Origin of the sequence: Spirillospora sp. NPDC048911 (genome assembly GCF_043198015.1) — a bacterium.
In the GTDB taxonomy this organism is placed as follows: domain Bacteria; phylum Actinomycetota; class Actinomycetes; order Streptosporangiales; family Streptosporangiaceae; genus Spirillospora.
Window position 1 is genome coordinate 614,897 of record NZ_JBICUD010000004.1, and the last position, 20,816, is coordinate 635,712.

Annotated in this window: 34 protein-coding genes; 1 reads left to right on the plus strand and 33 read right to left on the minus strand. The window is 66.8% G+C overall.

Annotation, left to right across the window (positions count from 1 at the left end; genetic code table 11):
- Window positions 1-62 precede the first annotated feature (62 nt).
- The 14 genes from ACGFNU_RS21325 to ACGFNU_RS21390 all read right to left on the minus strand — a co-directional run bounded on the left by ACGFNU_RS21325 (window position 63) and on the right by ACGFNU_RS21390 (window position 10,904).
- Window positions 63-695, minus strand: coding sequence for a hypothetical protein (locus ACGFNU_RS21325; protein WP_392595997.1), 633 nt, complete (start codon window positions 693-695; stop codon window positions 63-65).
- A 108-nt stretch (window positions 696-803) separates the two neighbouring features.
- A complete protein-coding gene (locus ACGFNU_RS21330; protein ID WP_392595999.1) occupies window positions 804-1,817 on the minus strand; it encodes a hypothetical protein in 1,014 nt (337 codons plus the stop codon).
- The gene (locus ACGFNU_RS21335; RefSeq protein WP_392596000.1) at window positions 1,801-3,225 is read right to left on the minus strand and encodes a phage portal protein; all 1,425 of its coding nucleotides are present in this window, start codon (window positions 3,223-3,225) and stop codon (window positions 1,801-1,803) included. The genes ACGFNU_RS21330 and ACGFNU_RS21335 overlap by 17 nt, the downstream gene beginning before the upstream one ends.
- Before the next feature lie 21 nt (window positions 3,226-3,246).
- Window positions 3,247-4,887: a terminase gene (locus tag ACGFNU_RS21340; RefSeq protein WP_392596002.1), complete on the minus strand. Its 1,641-nt coding sequence runs from the start codon at window positions 4,885-4,887 to the stop codon at window positions 3,247-3,249.
- A 32-nt stretch (window positions 4,888-4,919) separates the two neighbouring features.
- Window positions 4,920-5,300: a hypothetical protein gene (locus ACGFNU_RS21345; RefSeq protein ID WP_392596004.1), complete on the minus strand. Its 381-nt coding sequence runs from the start codon at window positions 5,298-5,300 to the stop codon at window positions 4,920-4,922.
- A gap of 201 nt (window positions 5,301-5,501) precedes the next feature.
- Complete coding sequence (locus ACGFNU_RS21350; protein ID WP_392596006.1) at window positions 5,502-5,741, minus strand: HNH endonuclease; 240 nt, start codon at window positions 5,739-5,741, stop codon at window positions 5,502-5,504.
- Window positions 5,742-6,725: 984 nt separating this feature from the next.
- A complete protein-coding gene (locus tag ACGFNU_RS21355) occupies window positions 6,726-6,980 on the minus strand; it encodes a hypothetical protein (RefSeq protein WP_392596008.1) in 255 nt (84 codons plus the stop codon).
- Between the two features lie 3 nt (window positions 6,981-6,983).
- Window positions 6,984-7,226: a hypothetical protein gene (locus tag ACGFNU_RS21360; protein WP_392596010.1), complete on the minus strand. Its 243-nt coding sequence runs from the start codon at window positions 7,224-7,226 to the stop codon at window positions 6,984-6,986.
- A gap of 7 nt (window positions 7,227-7,233) precedes the next feature.
- A complete protein-coding gene (locus ACGFNU_RS21365; protein WP_392596011.1) occupies window positions 7,234-7,506 on the minus strand; it encodes a hypothetical protein in 273 nt (90 codons plus the stop codon).
- A gap of 119 nt (window positions 7,507-7,625) precedes the next feature.
- Window positions 7,626-8,330: a glycosyltransferase family 2 protein gene (locus tag ACGFNU_RS21370; protein WP_392596013.1), complete on the minus strand. Its 705-nt coding sequence runs from the start codon at window positions 8,328-8,330 to the stop codon at window positions 7,626-7,628.
- Window positions 8,330-8,560 (minus strand): hypothetical protein, encoded by a 231-nt coding sequence (locus ACGFNU_RS21375; protein ID WP_392596015.1) that lies wholly within the window; start codon window positions 8,558-8,560, stop codon window positions 8,330-8,332. Before ACGFNU_RS21375 ends, ACGFNU_RS21370 begins: the two co-directional genes overlap by 1 nt.
- Window positions 8,560-8,886, minus strand: a complete 327-nt coding sequence (locus tag ACGFNU_RS21380) for a hypothetical protein (protein ID WP_392596017.1) — start codon at window positions 8,884-8,886, stop codon at window positions 8,560-8,562. Before ACGFNU_RS21380 ends, ACGFNU_RS21375 begins: the two co-directional genes overlap by 1 nt.
- Window positions 8,879-9,949 (minus strand): hypothetical protein, encoded by a 1,071-nt coding sequence (locus ACGFNU_RS21385; RefSeq protein WP_392596019.1) that lies wholly within the window; start codon window positions 9,947-9,949, stop codon window positions 8,879-8,881. The genes ACGFNU_RS21380 and ACGFNU_RS21385 overlap by 8 nt, the downstream gene beginning before the upstream one ends.
- Window positions 9,950-10,220: 271 nt before the next feature.
- Complete coding sequence (locus ACGFNU_RS21390; protein WP_392596021.1) at window positions 10,221-10,904, minus strand: hypothetical protein; 684 nt, start codon at window positions 10,902-10,904, stop codon at window positions 10,221-10,223.
- A 68-nt stretch (window positions 10,905-10,972) separates the two neighbouring features.
- Here ACGFNU_RS21390 and ACGFNU_RS21395 point away from each other — a divergent pair, with 68 nt between their 5' ends.
- Window positions 10,973-11,413, plus strand: a complete 441-nt coding sequence (locus tag ACGFNU_RS21395; protein WP_392596022.1) for a hypothetical protein — start codon at window positions 10,973-10,975, stop codon at window positions 11,411-11,413.
- A gap of 17 nt (window positions 11,414-11,430) precedes the next feature.
- On the opposite strand, the gene ACGFNU_RS21400 is transcribed toward ACGFNU_RS21395, so the two are convergent.
- The 19 genes from ACGFNU_RS21400 to ACGFNU_RS21490 form a co-directional block, all read right to left on the minus strand.
- Window positions 11,431-11,703: a hypothetical protein gene (locus tag ACGFNU_RS21400; RefSeq protein WP_392596024.1), complete on the minus strand. Its 273-nt coding sequence runs from the start codon at window positions 11,701-11,703 to the stop codon at window positions 11,431-11,433.
- 234 nt (window positions 11,704-11,937) lie between these two features.
- On the minus strand, window positions 11,938-12,198 hold the full coding sequence (locus ACGFNU_RS21405) for a hypothetical protein (RefSeq protein ID WP_392596026.1): 261 nt from the start codon (window positions 12,196-12,198) through the stop codon (window positions 11,938-11,940).
- 29 nt (window positions 12,199-12,227) lie between these two features.
- On the minus strand, window positions 12,228-13,109 hold the full coding sequence (locus ACGFNU_RS21410; RefSeq protein WP_392596028.1) for an NAD-dependent epimerase/dehydratase family protein: 882 nt from the start codon (window positions 13,107-13,109) through the stop codon (window positions 12,228-12,230).
- Between the two features lie 14 nt (window positions 13,110-13,123).
- Entirely contained in the window at window positions 13,124-13,801 is a 678-nt protein-coding gene (locus ACGFNU_RS21415) for a hypothetical protein (protein ID WP_392596030.1), read from the minus strand.
- Complete coding sequence (locus ACGFNU_RS21420) at window positions 13,798-14,484, minus strand: hypothetical protein (RefSeq protein WP_392596031.1); 687 nt, start codon at window positions 14,482-14,484, stop codon at window positions 13,798-13,800. Before ACGFNU_RS21420 ends, ACGFNU_RS21415 begins: the two co-directional genes overlap by 4 nt.
- A gap of 9 nt (window positions 14,485-14,493) precedes the next feature.
- On the minus strand, window positions 14,494-15,486 hold the full coding sequence (locus ACGFNU_RS21425; protein ID WP_392596033.1) for a hypothetical protein: 993 nt from the start codon (window positions 15,484-15,486) through the stop codon (window positions 14,494-14,496).
- On the minus strand, window positions 15,483-15,761 hold the full coding sequence (locus ACGFNU_RS21430) for a hypothetical protein (RefSeq protein ID WP_392596035.1): 279 nt from the start codon (window positions 15,759-15,761) through the stop codon (window positions 15,483-15,485). Before ACGFNU_RS21430 ends, ACGFNU_RS21425 begins: the two co-directional genes overlap by 4 nt.
- Before the next feature lie 655 nt (window positions 15,762-16,416).
- Window positions 16,417-16,671, minus strand: coding sequence for a hypothetical protein (locus ACGFNU_RS21435; protein WP_392596037.1), 255 nt, complete (start codon window positions 16,669-16,671; stop codon window positions 16,417-16,419).
- Complete coding sequence (locus tag ACGFNU_RS21440) at window positions 16,661-17,167, minus strand: hypothetical protein (RefSeq protein ID WP_392596039.1); 507 nt, start codon at window positions 17,165-17,167, stop codon at window positions 16,661-16,663. Before ACGFNU_RS21440 ends, ACGFNU_RS21435 begins: the two co-directional genes overlap by 11 nt.
- Entirely contained in the window at window positions 17,164-18,063 is a 900-nt protein-coding gene (locus ACGFNU_RS21445; protein ID WP_392596041.1) for a hypothetical protein, read from the minus strand. The genes ACGFNU_RS21440 and ACGFNU_RS21445 overlap by 4 nt, the downstream gene beginning before the upstream one ends.
- 23 nt (window positions 18,064-18,086) lie before the next feature.
- The gene (locus ACGFNU_RS21450; RefSeq protein ID WP_392596042.1) at window positions 18,087-18,263 is read right to left on the minus strand and encodes a hypothetical protein; all 177 of its coding nucleotides are present in this window, start codon (window positions 18,261-18,263) and stop codon (window positions 18,087-18,089) included.
- Window positions 18,260-18,706, minus strand: a complete 447-nt coding sequence (locus ACGFNU_RS21455) for a hypothetical protein (protein WP_392596044.1) — start codon at window positions 18,704-18,706, stop codon at window positions 18,260-18,262. Before ACGFNU_RS21455 ends, ACGFNU_RS21450 begins: the two co-directional genes overlap by 4 nt.
- Window positions 18,703-19,131 (minus strand): hypothetical protein, encoded by a 429-nt coding sequence (locus tag ACGFNU_RS21460; protein ID WP_392596046.1) that lies wholly within the window; start codon window positions 19,129-19,131, stop codon window positions 18,703-18,705. Before ACGFNU_RS21460 ends, ACGFNU_RS21455 begins: the two co-directional genes overlap by 4 nt.
- Window positions 19,132-19,174: 43 nt before the next feature.
- Complete coding sequence (locus ACGFNU_RS21465; RefSeq protein WP_392596048.1) at window positions 19,175-19,399, minus strand: hypothetical protein; 225 nt, start codon at window positions 19,397-19,399, stop codon at window positions 19,175-19,177.
- On the minus strand, window positions 19,396-19,698 hold the full coding sequence (locus ACGFNU_RS21470) for a hypothetical protein (protein WP_392596050.1): 303 nt from the start codon (window positions 19,696-19,698) through the stop codon (window positions 19,396-19,398). The genes ACGFNU_RS21465 and ACGFNU_RS21470 overlap by 4 nt, the downstream gene beginning before the upstream one ends.
- On the minus strand, window positions 19,695-19,895 hold the full coding sequence (locus ACGFNU_RS21475; protein WP_392596052.1) for a hypothetical protein: 201 nt from the start codon (window positions 19,893-19,895) through the stop codon (window positions 19,695-19,697). The genes ACGFNU_RS21470 and ACGFNU_RS21475 overlap by 4 nt, the downstream gene beginning before the upstream one ends.
- 47 nt (window positions 19,896-19,942) lie before the next feature.
- Window positions 19,943-20,209 (minus strand): hypothetical protein, encoded by a 267-nt coding sequence (locus ACGFNU_RS21480; RefSeq protein ID WP_392596054.1) that lies wholly within the window; start codon window positions 20,207-20,209, stop codon window positions 19,943-19,945.
- A complete protein-coding gene (locus ACGFNU_RS21485; protein WP_392596056.1) occupies window positions 20,206-20,475 on the minus strand; it encodes a hypothetical protein in 270 nt (89 codons plus the stop codon). The genes ACGFNU_RS21480 and ACGFNU_RS21485 overlap by 4 nt, the downstream gene beginning before the upstream one ends.
- Complete coding sequence (locus ACGFNU_RS21490; protein WP_392596057.1) at window positions 20,472-20,810, minus strand: hypothetical protein; 339 nt, start codon at window positions 20,808-20,810, stop codon at window positions 20,472-20,474. Before ACGFNU_RS21490 ends, ACGFNU_RS21485 begins: the two co-directional genes overlap by 4 nt.
- Between the last annotated feature and the right edge of the window lie 6 nt (window positions 20,811-20,816).

Sequence of the window (20,816 nt, forward strand, 5' to 3'; positions counted from 1 at the left end):
TCACTTTCAGGCATGCAGCTGCCCCGGGCCCCGTGCGACAGGTGTCCGGTGCTGCGTGTCGGTTAGGGTGCGCGGCCCGCTAGGCGGCGGATCCACACGTTCGGGTCCTCGGGCTCAGCCGAGGCGGGTTTGCCGCCGGGGGTCAGAGACTCCACCGGCCTCGCCGAGGCAGGGGCCGGCTTCGTTTCGACAGCAGACGGGGACGGCGCGGCCGCGGCGAGCTTCTGCGCGAGAAGCTTGGCTCTCGCGTCGATCTCCTCCTCAGTTCCATCGCCGAGAAGATCGATCAGGTCAGGGGGTAGGTCATGGGCGACCGCGGCCATCAACCGGGCGTTCGCCACCCGGGTAGTGGTGAGTTCGGACTCATACCGCTGCGCCGCTTCCTGCGCCTTCTGCAGTTCGGTCTTCTGCGAATCCTCGAACGCTGAAAGCCGCTCACGCAGCGTCTTGAGTTCCCGCTCCGCCGCGCGGCGGGCCTGCCGTTCGCTCGTCAGGGCGCGGCGGCCGTTGTCGCCGAGCTTGTCCTCGTCAGTGGTGGCCGACTCGGGTTGCGCCGCGGTGTCGCTACCGGCCGCAGCGTCAGGGGTGGTCTGCGTCGCCGCGACGGCGAGCATCTGTTGTGCCTGATCGTCCTCGGTCGCCGAGGGGATGACGGTCGTCGGTTCAGACGGCTGGGACGTCGCGTCCTGGCTCATCGGTTGTTCCTTCCGGTTGGTGCGGCCACGTCGCGTGGGCACACCGATGTCCCGGGCCGCGGGGATGCGGTCCGGGAAGTCGAAGAGAGTGGAGCGCTCGAGTGAAGGTCAGCCGGCGTTGGATTCAGCGGCTGACTGGAACTGGTCGCGGTTCTCCCAGTAGCGGCGCCACGCGTTCACCGCGTTGTTGCCGGAGTGGCCTTGGGTTTCGCGGAGCCACTGGTCGTACAGATCCTCTGCGGCGCGCAGGTGCGGGTCATCGGGGTCAAAGACGGGGATGGCGGTGCAGCCGCACTGGTCGTGCCACTTGAACTGGCCTTCACCGGTGAACTGATCGTTCTTCGCCCGTCCCGCAGTCTGTTCAGACCGGTACACCGCGCCGCGGGAGGCGAGCATCGCGCACCACGAGCAGGGGTCCGCGTCGGGGACGCGCAGCCACCCGATCGCTTCGTCATCGGCGTCAGCAGAGTCCCGGATGACCTCGCGGCCGCCCTCGAGCGTCAGCGTCGTCGCCGACCCGGCAAGGTTGACCGCCATGGTGTCGACGGCGCGGTCGGGGGTTTGGCCGGCCCGCAACGCGCGCTTGTACGATGCGATTCCTGTCGCGTTCAGGTTCGCGTCCAGCCTGTCCGCGTCCAGGTCCTCGGGCTGGGCAGGGGCGATGCGCTCCAACTCCGCCCACGCCTGCGTCTCGCTCAGATCGTCCAACCCCAGGGCGTCCGCCAGATCCTCCAACTCCGCCGCCGGCTCAAGCGGAGTCGAAGAACGTCGACTGGCCTGAGGCGCCGACTTGAGCACCTCCCGCGCCGGTGGCCGCCGTGTCTCAGGGAGTTTCGCTGTGGCTTCGGGACGCAGGTGCGGTGCCTGCTGTGGGTTCAGCGACACCCACCGAAGGTCCACGTAGTAGCGCGCCGCCAAGTCCGCAGACAGTTGTCGCCTCGCCCGGATCAGCGACTCCAACTGCATCTTCGTCGCCGCCCACGAGGCGCCCGCCTCGCCGGGCGTGAACACTTGACGGACCAGCAGAATCAGATCGCGGGTCAACGTCATCGCCAGCCGCCGCTGCCGCGCGATGTACGCCGCAGTCACCGCAGCGGCGACCTGGTCAACCTGCGACGCCATCGAACTCCGGCACCACAGGCGCCTCGTCCAGCGCCGCAATCGCGGCAGTCTGCTTGTCGATACGGGCGTTCAACTGCCCGAGCGCGTCACCCTTCTCCGCAGCGGCCTTCCACCGCTCAACATCCTGCTGAGTGACGTTCGGGATCCGCTCCCACAGCACCTCAGGAGGCACTCCCAGCATCTGCACCAGCTTCCCGAGCGCATCGACCGTCTGCGCCAGCGACCGCGACTCGGTGTCACGCCACACCACCTGCGCCGAGGTGTCACGCCACCCAGCCTCGTCGCCCGCGGCCAGCGACGACAGCCGAAGCGTCTGCTCGTGCGACTCGCCCGTCGTCGACTTGCGTTCCGCGACCTTGGAGTTCAGGCCGTCGCGGGCGGCGTTCAAAGCTTCGGCGGACAGGTTCGCCATCTGACCGAGCAGGTTGTGCGGCGGGGTCTGCGACACCGTCGCCACATGCCGGATCGTCTCCTCGGCGCTCTGGAGATACCCCGACAGATCCGTCTGCCCGAACTCACCGAACTTGGTATCCGGGTCCTCTGCCGTCCACAGTCGATCCACCGCCGCTTGAAATGGAGCCCTCGGCCGGCCTTCCTCGTCCTCCACGACCATGCCGCTGACCCACCGCTGCCGGAACGCCGCGAACTGCTCGGCCATCATCCGGCCGAACGTCGTCGAGTTGAGCTGGTCCTGCATGTCGAACAGCGGCTCGACCTCACCGGTCACACACTCGTCGCCGTCCAGGTCATCGCCGTTGAGGTACCGGACGACCGGGCACACCCCGAGACCGTGTTCAGCAACCGCGCCGTCCCCCTCGTCAAGGAGCAGACGCGAACCGGGCTTCCCGTCGCCCACCAGCCGGAACCGGGACTCCTCGTCGTACAGGTACACGACCTGCTGCGTCTTGCCGTTCGGGAGGTTCTCGGTCTTGACCTCGATCGCGTACAGCGGCCACTCGTCCTCGACGGGGTCGCTGTAGAACGCCGTCATCCGCTGCGGCGACTTCGGGGTGATCACCGGCATCGGCTGGTCCGCGAGCTGGCCGGGAAGCACCAGCGTGTAGGCGAGCCCGTACTTGAGGGTGGCGCGGTGCAAGCCGTGCTGACGGCCGTCCATCCGATTGGCCTGCCAGTACTTCCACGCCTTGGCGTTCTTCTCAGTGCGCTCGGGCCGGTACCCGTCCACGAAGAGGCTTTGTGCGACCACCGTGACCACGAGCGGCAAAATGTTGACCTTCGCCCGTTTGATCAGCCACCGGTACTCCTGCCTGGCGCCCTTCGGCACATACACCGAGTCCTGGCGGCCACGCATGTACGCAGCGACCTTCCTCAACCGTGGCTGCTCATCCGCACGCAACGCCAACAGCCGCTTCGCCGTGTCAGGGGCTTCACGTTCCGACAGCGCCACGGCACCCCCTCGGCTGGGTCACTAGAACCCGTAGACGCGGCCGGTTCGGGTCTTCTTCGTTGTCCGCTTCGCCCACTCCGGCGACGCCAGCACCACCCGGCGGACCATGCGGGCACCGATCACGCACACCGCCGCGTCAACCTTCAACGGCGACCGCGGCGACTCCTTGCCGATCGACACTCCGTACCGGTTCGGGCGGCGCCGCGCATTCGCGACGTGACGCGCCACCACCGACGACCCATCATGAGTGAACTGCCGGTCAGTGATGTCTGAATGGCACGCCTCGGCAGCCAGCGTGAAGTCGTGCGTGCGGGCCCGCATATCCCACGCGACCGGGCCGGCATTGCGGCCCCGCGGGTTGGCCGCCACCAGCAGCCGGTCACCGTACAGGTCCGGCCACGTCGTGTGGACAAACGATTCCCACTCGCGGACGTCGGCGAAGAACGCCACCGGGCGCCACCGCTCAAACGCCCGCGCCACCGCGGCATCGACCTCACGGACCGGCACCACATCGTCGGGGTTGTTCGGGTCCGGCTCCCACACACCGGCGTCGAACACGTGCCCCGTTTCGATGTCGCAACCGATGAGCGCCGTCGCGTCCAGGCTCTTGGACCCGTCGAAGAACAGCCCGATCTCGGCGCCATCCGCAACCACCACGCTCGGGTTTGCGCAGGCAGCCCACTCCTGCGGCGTCACCCACGCATCCGTCGCCGCCGCAACCTGGTTCAGGTAGAAGCGGCGCGCCTCCCCCGGGTCGGTCGCCGGATCCCAATAGTCCTGCAGGATCCGCTCAAGATTCACATGCCCGCCGTTGACGTCAGCCGAGTCGCCATACGAGACCCGCAGCCCAGCCATCAACGACTCACGGTCCGCAGGGTTGGTGTCCGGTGGCGCCTCACGATGATCGAACAAGATCCCGTCGTCGCCCTTCAAACGCCCCTCGGTCTGCTGCTGCCACGCCTGATACGACTTCTCCGCAACACTGTCCAGACCCGGCACCCACGCGTTGGGCGTCTCCACCGACGACCCGTTCACCTTCGCCAAGTTCCGGCGAATCGACGCCGCCAGGTTCAGGCCGCCGTTCGACTTCACCCACGACTCGGTTTGATCCATCGCCGCGAACACTGGCCGAAACCCCTCACGGGAAACTGCCGACGACGTCGTGTACTCGATCCGGCCGCGAGGAGTGTTGACGAACGTCTCCATCGGCTCGATGTCGTACTCGTCGTACACCGGCCCGTTGCGGGCCATCTCCAGCAGCGGATCCCACGTGTTCGTCGTCTGGTCCTCGCTGACCGCGACAACCTGCGCCTTCGCCTTGAACCCCAGCGACGTCCACGGCCGCGCCACCGGTTCCCCGTCAGCGTCCCAACCGTCCATGACCACATCGCCGAGCGTCTCCAGCAGACACATCGCACCCAGCAGCGGCGACTTCCCGTGCCCCTTCGGCCGACACAACACAGCTCGCCGGATCCGGCGAGCGTTCACCAGTGCCCTGCCCCGGACCGCCGGCCCCTCGAACCGCGGGTCGACCGTGTAGAAATCCAGCACGAACTGCGCCTGCTCCGGGGTGAACACCAGCGGCTGACCCGCCGCCGGCCCATCCGGCACGATCAACATCTCGGCGAACCAGTCCAGCGCGTAGTAGCCGAGAGTCGGCAACTCTCCCGGATACTCTGGGCCGCGCCAGGGCACTACTCGCCCCCGGACGCCTTCCCCGCCGGCAGCACTCGCAGCTTCCCGTACCGCTCACGCGCCGACGCGCCAGCCTTCGCAGCCCGCTTCTCATCCTTCTCATCAGCGTCTGCGAACACCATCCGCAACCTCGCGCGGTCCTCCGGCGTCGCCCCGTACTTCGCCACCCGCAGCCGCACCTCAGCAGCCAGCGTCCACTGCCCCTTCGACCACATCGCGTGATGCATCAACGCCGTATCCAGCAGAAAAGACCAGTCCGTTGCCGTGAACGTGTCCGCCTGCGCCGACCGGCCCCACATCGCCCACCACTCGCGGGTCCGCTCATGCCAATCGACGTCGTCGGGAAGCTCCGGCTGATCAGCGCGCTCGAACCGCAACACCGTCTGACCGACCTGATCCTTGTTCGTCCGCGCCCGCCGATCAGCCGGCTTCGGGGCAGGACCACGACCAGCCACAGAGCGTCACCACCCCTCTGGGATCGAAGGCCCCAGACCTGTAGCCAGCCTCCGGAGCAGTACGCTTGCGGTCTACCCAGAAAATGATCTTGGGGGTCATGCGGGAGGGGTCACACAGCGTGATGGTCAACCGATCAGGAGGAGTTGCTCGCCACCACCGCGGTCGCTCTTGATGCTGTTGCAGAGGAAGTGTGCGCACTGGACGTTGGCGGGTTCATGTGTGCCGTCGTCGTTGAGCGGGATGATGTGATCGAGCACAGGAGCCTTGGGGTGTGGCACAACCGCACGCTGGTTGACCTTGCGGTGGCATAGCTGGCAAATCCATTTGTCCCGCTCGAAGATCCTGGCGCGGTAGACGTCGGACACGTAGGCGTTCTTCTTGCGGGCACGGCGTCTGGCCTTGGAGTCCGAACGTGCGCATGAGCGCGAGCAGTAGCGGTTCGCTGGTTGGTCACTCACGAACGGATCGTCGCAGCGCCTACATTGGCCGGCATACCAGCGGCGTTGCGGGGCTGGCACGAGCCATACACGCCGCCTGGTCCACCACGGTTGTGGCCTCCAGACCTCAAGCTCCTTGGTGCAACGCGCCGCCCTCATGCACCTTGCGGAGCAGTAGCGGGAGGTGGCGCTGGCGTTGGTCCACGTGACGCCGCACTCTAGGCAGACGTGTTCGTAACTCCGCGACCTGTTGGTGCATCTCACCGAGCAGAAGCGGGCCTTCTTGTTCCTGGTCCGCCAAGTCTCGCCGCACGCCTCGCAGGTACGTTCGTAGGTGAAGGTGTGGCTGTAGTACTGCCCGGTCGCCGCCTTGTGCTTCCGCTGGAACGCCCTCTGGTCTGCGTTGAAGCATGCCCTGCAGCTTGAACGACGACCATCCGGTTTCCGCTTGTCTCGGTGGAAGCTTTCAAGCGGCTTGGCTTCTCCACACTTGGTACACGTCTTCATGTGGAACTCCCGGGAAGCGGAAGCCCCGAGCCGGGAGACTCGGGGCTTCCTACCTGCGGGGATCAATCCGCAGGGTGTCTTGAACTTTGCGGTTCAGGTCATCAAGCCAGGATGTTGTTCGGGAGGCCGACGGCGTGGGATGCGTCTAGCTGCGGCGGCCTTCCCGCCTTGGCTGGATGAACGTGCCCTGTGGTGTGGGCCGCACAGGGCTCTGAGATTGGCTTCGTCGTGGTCGTCCGGGTCGCCGATGTGATCGACGTCGGTTGCCGGGGTGGTGCATCGTTGCCCGTTGACGATCGCCGTGCAGGTGTGGCCGTCCCGTTTGAGGACGCCAGCACGGATCTTGGCCCAGCCCTTGGGGAGCGGCGTTGTGCGTCCAGATCGACGGCCGTAGGGCACTGCGGATCAGCCGTTGCCCTTGGCGTCGCGCTCTTGACCTGGCCGCACGCCGAGGGCTCGTACGTGCAAGTTCGAACAGAGCCCCTTGATCGCTCGCTCAGACAGCTTGCCGTCGACTGCCTTGGTGATGGCGATGACGCACCTGTCGAAGTCGCCGGCGACGCCCCAGTTGATGACCTTGGCTCCGGCGCCGTGTGCCCAGTACTCCATGAGGCGTTGAGTGCCGGGGCGGGCTTCGCCGGTGGGGTTGGTGTCGGCCATGGGTCAGCCTCCTTGGTGGAGCTCGGTGGCTGCGAGCGTCGCTTGGGCTTGTGCCAGTGCGGTGAGGGCGTCGAGGAGGATGTAGCGGCCGTTGTGGTCACGGGCCTGTTCGGGCTCGAACGGGTAGAGGTTCTCGTTGATCTCGCGTGCCAGGTCGTCGCGCGCCTTGGTATAGGCCGCAGCGAGCAGTTCCGCGGTGCGGCGCAGGGCGTCGTGTGGTGTCTCTGGGCGCGCGACGATCGGCATCGGCGAGTTACCGTCCGAAGGTGGTGCCGCCCGTGTCGCCGGTGTTGGTGCCGGGCGTCTCGGTGGAGGTGCCGGTGTCGTCGCCCGTACCAGGACCGGGCTGCTCGGCAGCGGGGTTCTCGGCGTCCAGCCCCTCAAGGGCGGCGACCTTCGCCTCCAGGGCGCTGAAGTCGAGTTCGGGCGGCGCCTGGTCCTTCAGGTCCTGGATGTCCTGGCGGATGCCGGTGAGAGCGGTGTCGATGCGGGCGACGATGGCGTCGAGGTCAGCCTGGTTTGCCATGATCTTGTCTGCCTTCCGGTGCAGGTGGTTCAGGGATCGGGTGAGGTCTTCGAGGAGGCGGCGGGTGGAGGGTCTGCGGTGGCGGCACATCGTGGTCCACCTCCAGCCGAGGATCATGGTTACCCGCCGGTGGAGAGAGTTGACTTTGCGCAGGTCACAGAGCCCGTGATCAGGGACCGCATGGCGTCGGGGTCGTGCTGTGCCTGGTGGTAGCGGTACACCAGCGCGAAGTTCGCGGTGTACTGGTCGCCTTCCTTTTGCGCGCCCTCGTGGTGCAGGGCGTACACGCGGCCCTCATGCCGGACCGGCTCCGCGCCGAGGAGACAGGTATGGGCGGCGTACCAGGCTGCATCCTCGCCGCCCCACCCGAGAAACCGTTCGTCCTGGCCGCCATGCCGCCACCAGGTGTCGGGCCTGACGACGTAGATTCCTGAGCAGGCTCCGTCCACGACCAGGTGGCGGCAATCCTCGAGTGGCATGCCGGCCAAGAACTGGCTGGTGCCGGCCTGGCGGAGCGACCGGTACTCGGTGTACGGCAGATGCACGACATCGCTGGTGGCGGCCGCTTCGATCGCGGCGCGCAGCGGTCCCGGTTCGGGAAGCGTGTCGGCGTCACCGAGAACCACGACGTCGAATCCGGCGGCCTCCGCCAATCTGACTGCTTGGTTGCGGCAACCGGCCAAGCAGAAGGGTTCGTGGATGGTGTCGACGTCGATGACCGTGGCGTTCGGCAGGAGTTCGCGGTAGCGGGCCGCCGTGAGGTCGTGGGCGTAGACGCGGTGCGGCTGCGGCCGCCACGGAATCCCGACCAGGACGCGAGGCATCACGCCTGAGTCTCTGCGGGCTCGATGTCGGCTTCGAAAGTGTGGATCGTCATGCCGTTGCCCGACTTGATGACAGCGCCGTCCGATGTCTCGATCGTGTCGAGTTCACCGGTGTACCGCAGGTCCAGGACAGAGCCGCGGTGGGCAGCGGTCTTGCGGGCTGGGCCTTCGGCGTCTGATGGAGGAGTGCCCTCAACGACCGTGACGCTGATCTGCAGGCGGCGAGACATCAGCGCTTCCCCGCGATCGCTCGGCGTCCGTACGGCTTGAACTTGGCCGTACGGATGATCTGTTCTGCAGTATTAAGTCCGCCAGGTTGGTTGCGGGCAGCGGCGATAGTGGCTGTGACCTGCTCTCGCACCTCAGCGGAGTCCGGTGCTGGGTCGGGGCGGCGGAACTCGTAGCCGTTGAGGGTGCGGCGGATCAGGACGGTGTCGCCGAACTCCTGGCGTACCCGCTCGACCGGCCAGCCGAGGTAGTCCACTGCTAGGTCGGCCGGGTACGGGCACCATGGGCCTGCCAACACCCGAGCGTTGTTGGTGGTGGTGTTATGCATCGCCACTCGCCTCCACCGACGCGACGCAGAAGCCGTAGCGAGTGCGCTGCTGCGTGACGTTCTGCGCGAGTGCAGCCGTTGCCTCCAGCGGCCAGCTTCCTTCCTGAACTGATGAGGCGGTCACTTCAACGGCTCCGCCGCTGATGCGTCCGCGGTCGCCGGGCTTGGTGGCGATGCCGCCGCGGCAGGTCCAGTCCACAGTCCATGAGTGGTGCCGTCGGCGGAGCTTGGGCCGGCCAAGTTCGCAGCGTTGAAGTTTCAGGGTGACGGTGTAGTCATCTCCATGCGGGAGACGAACCGTCGCGTCGACGGGGCCGTCGACGTCGGTGTACCAGTACTGCCTCTGTCCGAACGCCTTCGCCAGTGGGTCAAGGCTCACCGAGCCCTGCTGCCAGCACGGATCCTCCTTCGACCAACTGTCGCGTTTGGCCCACAGCTTCCACGTGAGCCGCCTGAGCGACACGTCGACGCCGACGACGCGGGAGTCGTAGCCGGTCGAGTTCAGGCGACGCTGGATGCCTCTACCGAGCTTTTCGCTGTGGAGATAGAGCGCGCCAAGCGGGTTGAGGCGCACGTGCCCAGCGAGAGGTTGCTCGCTACCAGCGTTGCCGACCTTCATCTCGACGGACGCGCCATCGAAGCTTGGGCCGATGATGATCTGTCCGCCGAACACCCATGTCGGGTTCGTGGGCCATGAGCCAGGCGGCGAGAACGCCGGCTCGTTCGAGAGGCCGTCGCCGTCGAAGAGGCTTTTCAGGGTTTCGGGCGTCCCGGGTGGTGTCGGCTTCCAGCCACCGGTGTAGGAGACGCCGATGTCCCATCGGGCTGGGTCGAGGTTGCCTTGCGGTTCGGGGCGTTCGCCGCAGCGGCTGCAGGTCACCCAGCGGGCCACATGTCCCCGCTCGCCCGGCGATCCACAGCCGTCCACGGTGGGTTGATGGCCGAAAGTGCGGCACAACACCAGCGGACGAGGCAGGTCGCGAATCCAGAAGCCCCGATTGACCAGCTGGCCCTTGCTCGGGTGGCCTTCCTGCGTGCGGTAGTTGACGCTGAACCTGTGCATTCGTGCACCTCAAAGCGATATGGAGTGGGTTGGTCCCGGCCTGTGTCCAGCACCACCCACTCCAAGAGCGGCAGACACAGACCGGGAGATCAGGAGCGTCGCCGATACGACCATGCAGCCCAGGCCACCGTCGCAATCAGCGCCACCACCAGTACGACGTTCAACACTGCGAGCGTCGGCTCGGGCGGCAACCGATTGATGATGAGTACGAACAAGATCCCGGCGGTTACGAGAAGTGCCGTCCGTACTGGTCGCTGTCTGGGTGACCCCATCAGTATCCGGAGCCGACGCGTTGGTGGCCGACGTGCTCCACCCTCGGCGGGTCTGAACGTCTCCCCCAGTACGCGCTACGCGCTTCAGGCATCCGCCACAGCAGTTGAGCGAACCGGGACTCCGACCACTGCCCCTCTGGCCAGTCCAGGTCGAAGGTGCGCTGCGGGATCACACACGGGTTGCCGGTGAAGCAGGCACGGTGCTCGATCCAGTGGTGTTCGCCGTCGGTGTGTTCGGTGAAGACCTGGCCTTGGACCTCAAGCGCCTCGATCAGCCCGCCGTGCTCGCGCTCGTTGTGGAACCACGCCTGCCGCAGCAACGCGATCTGCGTCAGATGCTGCTGCTGTTCCAGTACCTGAGCGAGGACATCCAGGTCGACATCGGCGTGGAGGACGAAATCCTCTTCCCAAAAAGCAAAGGCCTCGGCGTCCCAGTGGCGGGCCAGGGACCACACCATCTGCATCGCGCGCCAGTAGCCGTGCTCGCCCTCGATGTGCAGGATCTTGGCGTCGAACGGGCCGCCGGCGTACTCGTCGTCCAGCCACTGGCCGTAGACGTCGTCGCCGGAGTCATCGACGATCACCATGGAGTCGACGCCCGACAGGTGCTCAGTCAGCGACGAGATCGTCTTGGCGATGCATTCGGGGCGGCCGTTGGTGAGGACCAGGAGTGGGGCCGGCACGCTGCTCCCCTCCATGAAGACCCGCGTTCGTCAGACGCTGATCAGATGTGTCTCCTACGTTGGCTGTCGTGATGGACACATGGGGAAGTCGGGACGAACCAATTCTTCGGGCGATCGTCGAGCTGGCTGACGAGGGCGCGCCGCACATCATGCCTGGTCAGCTAGTTGAGCGAACTGGTATGGACGCTACCTCGGTCGCCCGCGCGTTGAACGCGCTCGCTCGCGAGGAACCGCCGTTCTTCCAGTTCGAAGACGTCGCCGAGCTTGGCGCGGATGGGACCAACATCCTGTTCGTGCATGGTCCGACCGGTCATGCCCGCCGGGCGGTCGGGGCGTGGCCGACTCCGGAGAAGCTCGCGGACAGGATCGTCGAAGGGTTGTTGCGGGAGGCGGACGCTACCGAGGACGAAGAGCAGGCTGGGCGGCTACGGCGGACCGCGAGCTGGTTCGGCAGCGCTGGCAGGGACATCCTCGTCAACGTCATCGCCTCGGGCATGGGCGGAGGGTGACAGCGGACGAACGAGAACTACGGTGCCTCGAGGATCTGTTCGGCCTCAGCCGACGCCTCAAAGCCGTGCGTGTCCGCAATCTTGCGAAGCGCCTCAGTCATCGTCGGGATCTCCGCAGCCGGGATCACATGCTCCCAGCCGCCATCAACCTCGACCGGCTTGCCATCGATCTGGACCGTGACCGGGTCGGTCTCGATGAGTTGATAGCCGTCCAGCGGGCAGCGTCCGCGCGTTCGGACACTGAAGTCGTACTGGCCGGGAAGAATGCCGCCTGCGTCGAAATTGGTCACAGGTCGCGTCCTTCGGTGAGTCGGTTCGTCGCCTTAGCCCACGACTCCCCTGGACGCTTCCGAGTGAACCTGCCAGGAGACAGCATCACCGGGATCAGGTCCGGGTCACCTGTGAAGGCAGGAAGGTGACCGCCGCGTATGCGGAGCAGCCAGTCCAGCAGCCTTCGACGCCGTCGCTGAGGAGGCTTGCTCATTTCCAGCCAGGATGTCTCAGCGAGGAACCGCTCCATCGGATCAATCACTGGGGTCACCGATCCAAATCTCCACCCGCTCGTGTTCGCGGATCGCTTCGATCAGTTCCTTTGCTCCCACTACCCCGCCGTCAGCGAGTCCCTCCAGGTACGGGACGAGTTCGGCTCCGACCTGTTCGGGTCCGTTCTTCGATGTCCCGCTCTCCCACAGGCGCTGCCCGAGCTTGTACTTCAGATCATCGTCTAGCCATTGGCCAGGTGGGATGTCCTTGGGTGCTGGGCGCCAGAACATGCTGAAGCTCACGGAATCATTGTCCCAGATGGGACGCTCGATCACATGTTGACTGGCTGCTGGGCGAGTGCTCGCTTCACGCCCTCTTCGATCGTTACCTTGGGCGTGTAGATCTCGTTGAGGCGTGTCGGGTCGCCCACGCGGTACGTCACTCCAGACGGCCTGTCAGCGAGGAACTCGAAGCGCGGCGCGTAGCCCGCCTCTACAGCGAACATCCGGGCCAGCTGCGCCATCGACGTACCGATGCCAGTGCAGATGTTGACGGGGCCGTCCACATCGTTGTCCACAGATGCGAGGACCGCGCCGACCACGTCGTCGATGTGGACCCAGTCGCGGACTTGTGTGCCGTCGCCCCAGACCGTGAACGGGTCCTCACGCGCCAGCGCCCGGATCCGGAACGCACCGAACGGGAAGTCGGCGCTTTGGTCTTCGCCATAGCCAGAGAAGGGGCGTACGACCGTCACAGCGCCGCCCTGGTCACGATAAAGCCGCGCGAGCCGCTCTCCCATGGCCTTCACCGCGCCATAGATCGCGTCGGGCTGCTCAGGATGGATAAGGGTGTCGTGTTCTCGAAGCGGATCCCTGTGACTCCCGTCCTGGAGACAGACCGGATAAGCCGCCGAGCTCGAGAAGTAGACGACTCTGCCCGGCTGTGTGCGGGCCGCCCACTGGAACAGGGCGCTGTCAAGTTCGAGGTTGCCTGCGCCGACCGTCAGCGGGCGACCGTCGATCGCGGACCTGTGCGGCGCCACCGCCGCGCAGTGGAACACGAGGTCGAACCTGCGGTGCCCGTCGCGGAAAAGATCGAGAGCGTCGCAGCCTTCGGCGATGTCGATCGCGGTGACGGTGTCGCCGCGGGCTTCGAGTGCGTCGGTGAGGCGCCGGCCAAGGAACCCCGCGGACCCGGTTACCAGCACGTTCACAGGCAGGTTTCTCCTTACACCAGCAGCGCGTCGTCGGGGATACGCGGCGTGCCGTCGGCGTTGAAGCCCTGACCAACGAACCGGCCCGGTGTACGCGGTGTCGGCCAGTCACGGAAGTCGGCTCGGACGTCGTCGGCCATCGGTGGCGAATCCGGGGAGGCGTGCACCATTGCATGGTCGATGAGCTGCTCGTAGACGTGGTCGCGGAGCCAGAACTGGTCCGCCAAGTAATGTTCGACCGGGCCTGGCTCGGCAGGCAGCAGATGGCGGATCCGGGCGGCGCCTGCTGCGGTGACGCCCCACAGGCCGGCGAGGATCGGCATGCCGTGCTTGGGATGGTCACGCATGATGTGCGCGTCGCGGCCCGAGTCGACCCACTCGGCAACCGCTGCGGCCTCGCGGTTGCAGGGGCGGGAGTCGCAGTCGCGGAACATCACCGCATCGAGGGCGCTGTCGAGGAGCGCCCGGAAGCGCCAGAAGGTCGACCACCAGTTCTCGGGTTCACGTACCAACTCGACCTCGGTGTCGCCGATGCTGGTGAGCTTGTCGAGCGTCGTGACCGGGATCGAAGCGCCGACATAGAATCGGCACGTCCAGCCGGAGTACAGGTCAGCGGCGATCTCAGCGTTGGCGACCGCGCCCGTCTGATAGAGGTCGCCTGGACCGAACAGGCTGAAGGCGATGGCCCTCAAAGCAGCGCCTTGAGCTTGGCCACATCCGCGTCGAAACCGGTTTCGAGCCAGTGTGCGTACGCCAGGCGGTCCCGCTCTGCGGCGTCGGGGTGGTTGACCTCGAGATAGCCGGCGTCGTCTTGGCTTTTTCCCGCTATCGGGTGCATGTGTTCGATCAGCACGTCCGGGAGATACCGGATTCGTTCGATCGCGTGGCCCAGGTCATACCAGCAATTGTCGATCCACAAATGGATCGGGCCTGGTGGGGCCATGTATCCGAGGGTGGTGATGATGTCGGACGTCATCGCGATCTCGGTCGGGAGGCGCTCCCCCATGTAGCCGTCGTCGCCGTACACCATCCCGGTGCCGAGGTCGTGCAGCGCTTCGAGGTAGCGGGCGTCCCAGTGGCTTGAGCGGGCGCGGTGGTCGTCGCCGAAGAACCCGATCGCGAAGTGGTGCGGTGCGCGGGAGATGGCGTGCTGGTTCAGTGTGCCTGCCAGGCGGAGCCGCGGCCCGACCGCCAGTTCGATGCCACGGTCTCCGCACACCTGCTGGTAGTCGGGGAGGGTGGGGTCATCGTCGTCCGCTGCGACCAGGAGCGCGGCGGCGTCGGTGGTCTCGGCTCGCAGCCATGCGTCGTGTAGGGCGGCGATGTTGTGGGGGCGGCCACGGGACGGGACGATGATCAGGAGTTCGGCGGGCATGGTCGCTCCTCACGTCACGTAGGCGTAAGCGAGCGGGCCGCCCTGCGTGGGAGCGTTCGCGGTGAACGGGAACGCGGGCGGAGTGGTCTGGCCGGTGTTGCTGCCTCCGACGCCGGGTGTGGCGCCGGCGAGGGCGACGTTGGCGGATCCGCCGCTGTGAATGGTCGGCATGGTGGTGGCGGTGACGACCAGCCCGAGGTAGTGCACACCCTCGTAGGTGGTGGCGTAGCTGGCGGCCGCGCCGGCCGCGGTCGTGGCGATCGACAGGGTCTTCGCCGAGTTCGATCCCCATGCGGTCGTGGTGTCGTTGCTGGTCACCGCCAGCATGACGCGGCTGTTGTTGAACAGCGCGAACCACTGGTTGGTGAGGGTCGCTCCGGCGGTCGTTCCCGTCACGAACGTGATCGCGGAGATCGTGAGGCCGGACGGCAGCCAGATCGGCACCAGGTACAGCGTCCCGGACGTGATCCCGGAGGAGCCGACACCGGAGTCCATGCGGGATCGGGTTTCGTACCGGCCGGAGGGCTGCATGGCGTCGCGGAGCAGCAGACCGCGGTCAGCGACGGCGAGGGTTCGATCGGCTGTGAGGTCACCGCCCCCGGTCAGCAACGCTCCGGCGGTGATCTGCCGGGCGGTGGAGGGTACGCCGAGGTTGGTGCGTGCGGTGGCCGCCGATCCCAGGTCCGACAGGTTCGCGGACTTCTGGGCCGAGCCGGTCACCCGGGAGTCGTTGCCTTCGGTTGCGGTGCCCGCAGAGGTGCCGTAGGCGACGGCCAGACTTCGGTCTGCGGCCAAGGTGCCGCCGCCCGAAAGGCCTGTCCCGGCGGTGATCTGCCGTTCGGGTGGTACACCGCGGTGGCCGTGGTCGGACCGGGCGTACTTGCTGGACACGCCGACCTGGTTGAACTCGCCGGACGAGGTCGGGAAGTCGTCTTCGTCGGCGGGGTCAGGGACGTCGCCTCCGGCAGCACCGCCACCGGCGAAGGCGTAGGAACTGCTCACGACAGCCTCCCGACCATGACCGTGGGTGTCCCAGCGGAGATGAGCTTCACGCGGGTGTTACCGGGTCCTGCGACTGGCACGTCGACCGCGCTGATGGCGGCGGGCAGCGCCCAGCAGCCGTCGCCGCCCACCTCGGGAGCCGCAGCGGTGTTGATGTTGAAGTAGACCGCCGCTACACCATCAACGTTCAACACAGTGATCTTGTTGGCGTCGGCGCCGAGGACGACCTCGGTGACTTCATCGGCCACAAGAGTGACGTGCTGCGGGTCAGCCACCCTGCACCTCCAACTGATCGGACGCGGCCGGGTGGTCTCAAGTGGCGTGCACCATGCCTGGTTGGGAGCCCGGTCAGTTCCCCCCGGACCGGGCCGGGCTCCCAACGTGGTGCAGGCGAACGGGGGCGCAAGCCTGCACCAGGGGTTCCGCGCGACCGGCTAGGAGTGGCGCGCGCGGAAACACACCACCCGTCAACGCAGCAGATGGGGACCGGCTGCTCAAGGCGGTGTGAACTTGCGAAGGTCAGGCGGCCTTGGCTGGCCGACGGGACGGAGGCAGGTGGCGGCGGGACGTGCGCTTCGCTGAACCTGACGTTCGGATCGCGGCGTCGTAGGCCATTTTCTCGGCGGCGATGACGTCCATCCGCAAGTAGATTGGTCTGCGCGGTTGGCTGCCGTCGATGGGGGTCAGGTATCCGTTCCGTCGCCACGTGCTGATCGTTGACGGGGCTACGTCCATCGCCGCAGCGGCCTGCTTAGTGGTCCAGTACTCTTCGCCATCCGGGCCGACCATGGAACACCCCCGGACATGCGAAAACCCCCGGGCCAATGAGGCTCCGAGGGCATAGTTGTTCTTCCTGCGGACTAGTTTGGACCGCAGGCGCAAAGAACGCAAATCATGTCCGAAAGCCCGAGCGTTTCGAGATCTGCCAGGTCATCGCCTGACGGCTTCTTCCTCAGCGAGAGTCGCCAGTGCCCTCGCCGCCATCGACAGGATCTCGATCTGCGGGCGTGGCAACTTCGCGATCTCGGTGCGGGCGTGGTCGAACTCTCCTTGGAATGCCCAGCCCATCGCGGCCTGCGCGCCGAGGATGTGCCCGGCCTTGGTGAACGCGTCGCCGAGTTCGCGGCCAGCTTGCTCGAGCGCGTCCTGGAGTTGCTTCGCCCAGTCGGGCAGGTCATCGGCCACGTCGGATCCTGTTCTTTCGGCGGCGTGTGTAGTCGGCGCCGTTCACCTTGAGGGGCTTGGGGTTGGCGGCAGGGTTGCAGGCCCGGCAGCGAGCACGGTGTTTGCGGTAGCCGGAACCGTAAGTCTGTGGCGCCGTGGCTACGTGCATCGCTCGGGACGCTTGGAAGGCCTGCTTGCCGACAGCGCGGACCGTCATCTGAATGTGCTGGGGCCAGCCTCGCAGCATCTCCATGAATCTCGTCGTGTCGACGGTGATCGTGCACTTGATGTCCTCGCCTGAGAAGTCGATGCCATCGTCGGCAAGCAACGAGCCGATATCGGTCCACGCCGAAGAATCCAGTGATGTCCCGACTGGCGCTGTGAAGACGCGGCCTGGCGTCAGGGCGGGCGGTTCGGCAGACCAGCGCATCGCGTCTTTGCTCACCGCCCAGTCGCGGGAGGTGTAGCCGTCAATGGCTGCGTCGATCGCGGCGATCGTCTCATCCGGCTGGTTCACGGGCGGCCACCAAATCCGGCGACGCTGCTGTGCAGCACCTGCCGTCGCTGGCCCTCCTGCTGCGCCTCGCGGTCTCGTTTGCGCAGTTGAGCCTGCTCCTCCTCCACCATCAACGCGCTCAACCTCGACCCCAGATACTGTTCGCGGCACCGCATGCACTCGACATGGTCGGCGAGGCCGGCGGTGCCGTCGTGGCGGCGCAACGATCGTTCGTCGCACTCCCAGCAGGGGGTGATGAGGTCGTGGTGTTGGGGTGTGTGGCCGAGCATGCGCAGGCAGCGGTGGTGCAGCGCCAGGAGTTCGAGGCCGGCGTCGGCGCCGGTGAGGTTGGTGTTGTATTCGACCCAGCCTGCTTCGGGGTGGACGAGGCCGGTGGCGTCGAGTGGAAGGTGTTCGGCCTGGGTGAGGTCGCGGCGGCGGGACATGGGTTCGGCGGGTAGGCCGAGGAGAGTGTCGACGTGGCGGGCTAGGAGGACGCAGCCGGTTGTGGTGGCGGTGTCGGTGGTGGCTGCGGCGAGGTCGGAGAAGCCGGCGACGACGCGGACGCGTTCGTCCCATGACAGGACCACGGTGTTGATGTGGCGGAGGAGCGCGTCGACGGCGAGGTTGAGGATGACGGGTGCGGTTTTGCCGCCGCCTGACACTCGGGGCCCGTCCGAGCGGCTTTTGTCGCCGATCCGTGCTCTGAGTTCGCTGTAGAGGCCGGGGAGTTCGTCGAGGCAGTTGAGGACGTGGGTGCGGTCTGCGTCGCACAGGGCCCGGTAGGTCTGTGCTGGGACGGTGATGCGCTGGCCAGCCTCGACGGTGGTGGTGCGGGCGGCGCAGTGGTCGCCGCGAGCGCAGTCGTGCAGGCCGTCGTCGTCGACTTCGATCCTGCTGTAGGTCAGGTCGGTCATGGTCCCCCCTGCGGTGGTGCGCGTCAGCCTTTGACTTCGAGCTTCTTGATGCTGGACCGCCACGTCGCCGTAGCCTTGACGATCGTGGTCCCTGGAATCTCGGCTCCCCTGGCCTCCTCGACGAACGCCGCCAGCTCGTCGAGGGTCATGCCGTGCTTGGGGTCGGCGGCCTCAGCGGTGGTGGTCTTCTCGGTGCTCACGAGCTCTCCTTCGCGAACCGGTCGAGGACTGCGAGGGTGTCGACTGCCTGGTCGATGGCCTGAGCACGGTAGGACACGTTGATGGTCAGGTTGCAGAGTCGCCGCACCTCCGCGATGGCCGCTTCGGCCCTGCTGGCGCCGAGCCCTTTGGTCGCTTCCGCTCCGGCCCTGACGCCGTTGAGGTAGGTCCACGCCTTGCTGTAGGTGAACGATGAGGCGCTGGACGGGCCGACGTTGATCGAGTAGTAGCCGCTCATGGGCTTGCCGCCGACGACCCATGCTCCGTCGTAGAGCCGGATCGGTAGCCCGGTGTCGCAGGCGACCACAGCGGCCTGCCAGGCGAGCTTGGTGGCCTCGTCCCAGTCGGTGTCCAGGGGCGGCTCTACGACGCTGGAGCGGCCTTCCTGGACGCGGGTGACCTCGGGCAGCGGGATCTCCTTCACGCGGTCTCCTCGCGTTGGTCGAGGGCGGCGAGCAACTCCTTGGCGCGGGCGTGCTCGCAGGGCCAGTAGCCGAGGTTGTGTCCCTGGCACTGGCCGTGGTGGTCGTAGTAGCAGGGGCCTTCGTCCACGAGTTCGCGCAGCAGTGCCTCGGCCTTCTCGGCGCGCTCGCGCTCGGCGATCGCACCGTCCAGGATTCGCGCACAGTTCGTGCAGGACGTTTGCCAGTCGAGCGCGTTCTCCAGTTCAACAAGCCGGTCGAGTCTTGGTTGCACGAGGGGAACGACGGCGTGGGCGATCCCCTCGCCCCAGTTGGAGGCGAGTTTCTCTCGGTGGTCCTCCGGGCCCAGTTGCCAGGCGTCAATGGGGTAGGCGAGCGACCAGTTCTTGGCGGCTTCGGCGATGCGGTCGCGCAGGTCGTCGGTCATCGGGCCCTCCGCTTCTTGCGCGGCTTGCGCTTGGGTTTGGAGGTCACAGCCACCTCCGCCAGATAGCGCGGACCACACGCCGCAACTGCGTTGCCATCACCACGAGGCAGGCGAGTCCAAGCAGGAGCCAAATGAGGAGCCCGAGCAGGACGGCGACGTCATGGCCGGGGAAGGCGATCAGAAGCGTCCCGAGGACGAACAGGGATCCGGCGGCGACCAGCGCTGCAAGGCCGCCGCCAACGGCCCTGAGGGCGGAACGGACGGTCACGGCGCCTCACCTCCCGCGAGCCTGACGTCCTCGGCAGGCCAGTTCACCGGGTGCTCCCAGGACTGCGTGGTTCCGGCGACCGCGATGGTCGAATGGCAGAGACGTCCGCTGGAGTGGCGGCAGTCGTAGCGGGCCGCGGTGTGGGCGATCGCCGGGTGCCACCGACCGAGAGCATCGCGGATGAGCACGCGGTCCCTGGGTGAGATCACGGGCAACGTCATGTTCAACTCGACGTGCTGGCGGCGGCATCTCGGTTCCGGTGTGGTCATGGTGATGATGTGGCCCCGCAGGTCGGTCATGTCAGCTCCGGGGCGAAGATCCGCCGGGCGGCGGTGAGCGGATCGGTGCGGCAGGTCTCGGTGGCCAGGTCGGCGAGCACGAACGTCTCGCTCGCCCACTCGTCACAGGATCGGAACGGTGTGCTCGACGGTTCGATGGCGCGGGCGAGCATGTCTAGGGCGATCTCCCGCGCCTGGCGCAGCTGCTCATCGGTCATGCCATGTTCGCTGCGTCTGCGGGAGCGGCGGGCCAGCGCGGAGATGATCACGGCGCCTCACCTCGGGCAGGCTGCTGCGGAAACTCCTTGCCATAGCCGATGAACCGGTAGACGGCCTCGGGGCCGTCGCTGGCTTCGTAATCGATCTCGTACCAGGAGCGCGTGCCACCACGCAGGACCGTCCCGAGCGTCTGCGGATAGTCACTCGGTGTCGCGAAAGTCATGCATCTGACCTGGCCATCCATGGACCCGCCGCCGACGTAGCGCTTGTGGCCCTTGCATGCCTGGTTGGCGCAGGGTTCGTGACTGCTCATGCCTCACCTCCGCCGATGAGTGGGAACCGATCCGAATTGGCGATGCAGGCCCCGACGACGTCGCTCAGCACGACCGAGTCCGGCGGGATCTGAACCCTGGCGCCAGTCGCGAGGCTGCCACGCACATACCCCATGACAGCGGCCTCCTTGATCAGGCGCTGTTCCCTGGGGGTGAGCGTGTCCAGTGCTTCCGCGATCTCGCGGGCGTGTTCGCGGTCACGTGCGGCCAGGTAGCGGACCATGTCCTCCGGGATTTGGGCGGTCATGGCGACTCACCTCGGGCGATCACGGCGGCCTCCATGAGGTAGCCCGCGCGCACCTGGAGGTCGCGAGCGTCCTTGCCGCGCTTGTTGGACATCCCCTGTGCTCGGGTCGCGAGCGTGGCGGCCTCGGCCTGGATCTCCTGGGCGGCCTCGGCCCGCACTTGCCGCTTGTGCTCGGGCAGGACGGCGGCGAGGACAGGCCGGAGCTGCTCACGCTGATATCTCATCCCTGGGTGGGCCTCGAAGTCGCAGTACTCCTCGATGAGTTCGGCTCTGGCTTCGGGCACGCGGCGAGTGAGTTCGGCGCGCCACGCCAGGTTGAGCAGTTCATCAGGCACTTCGTC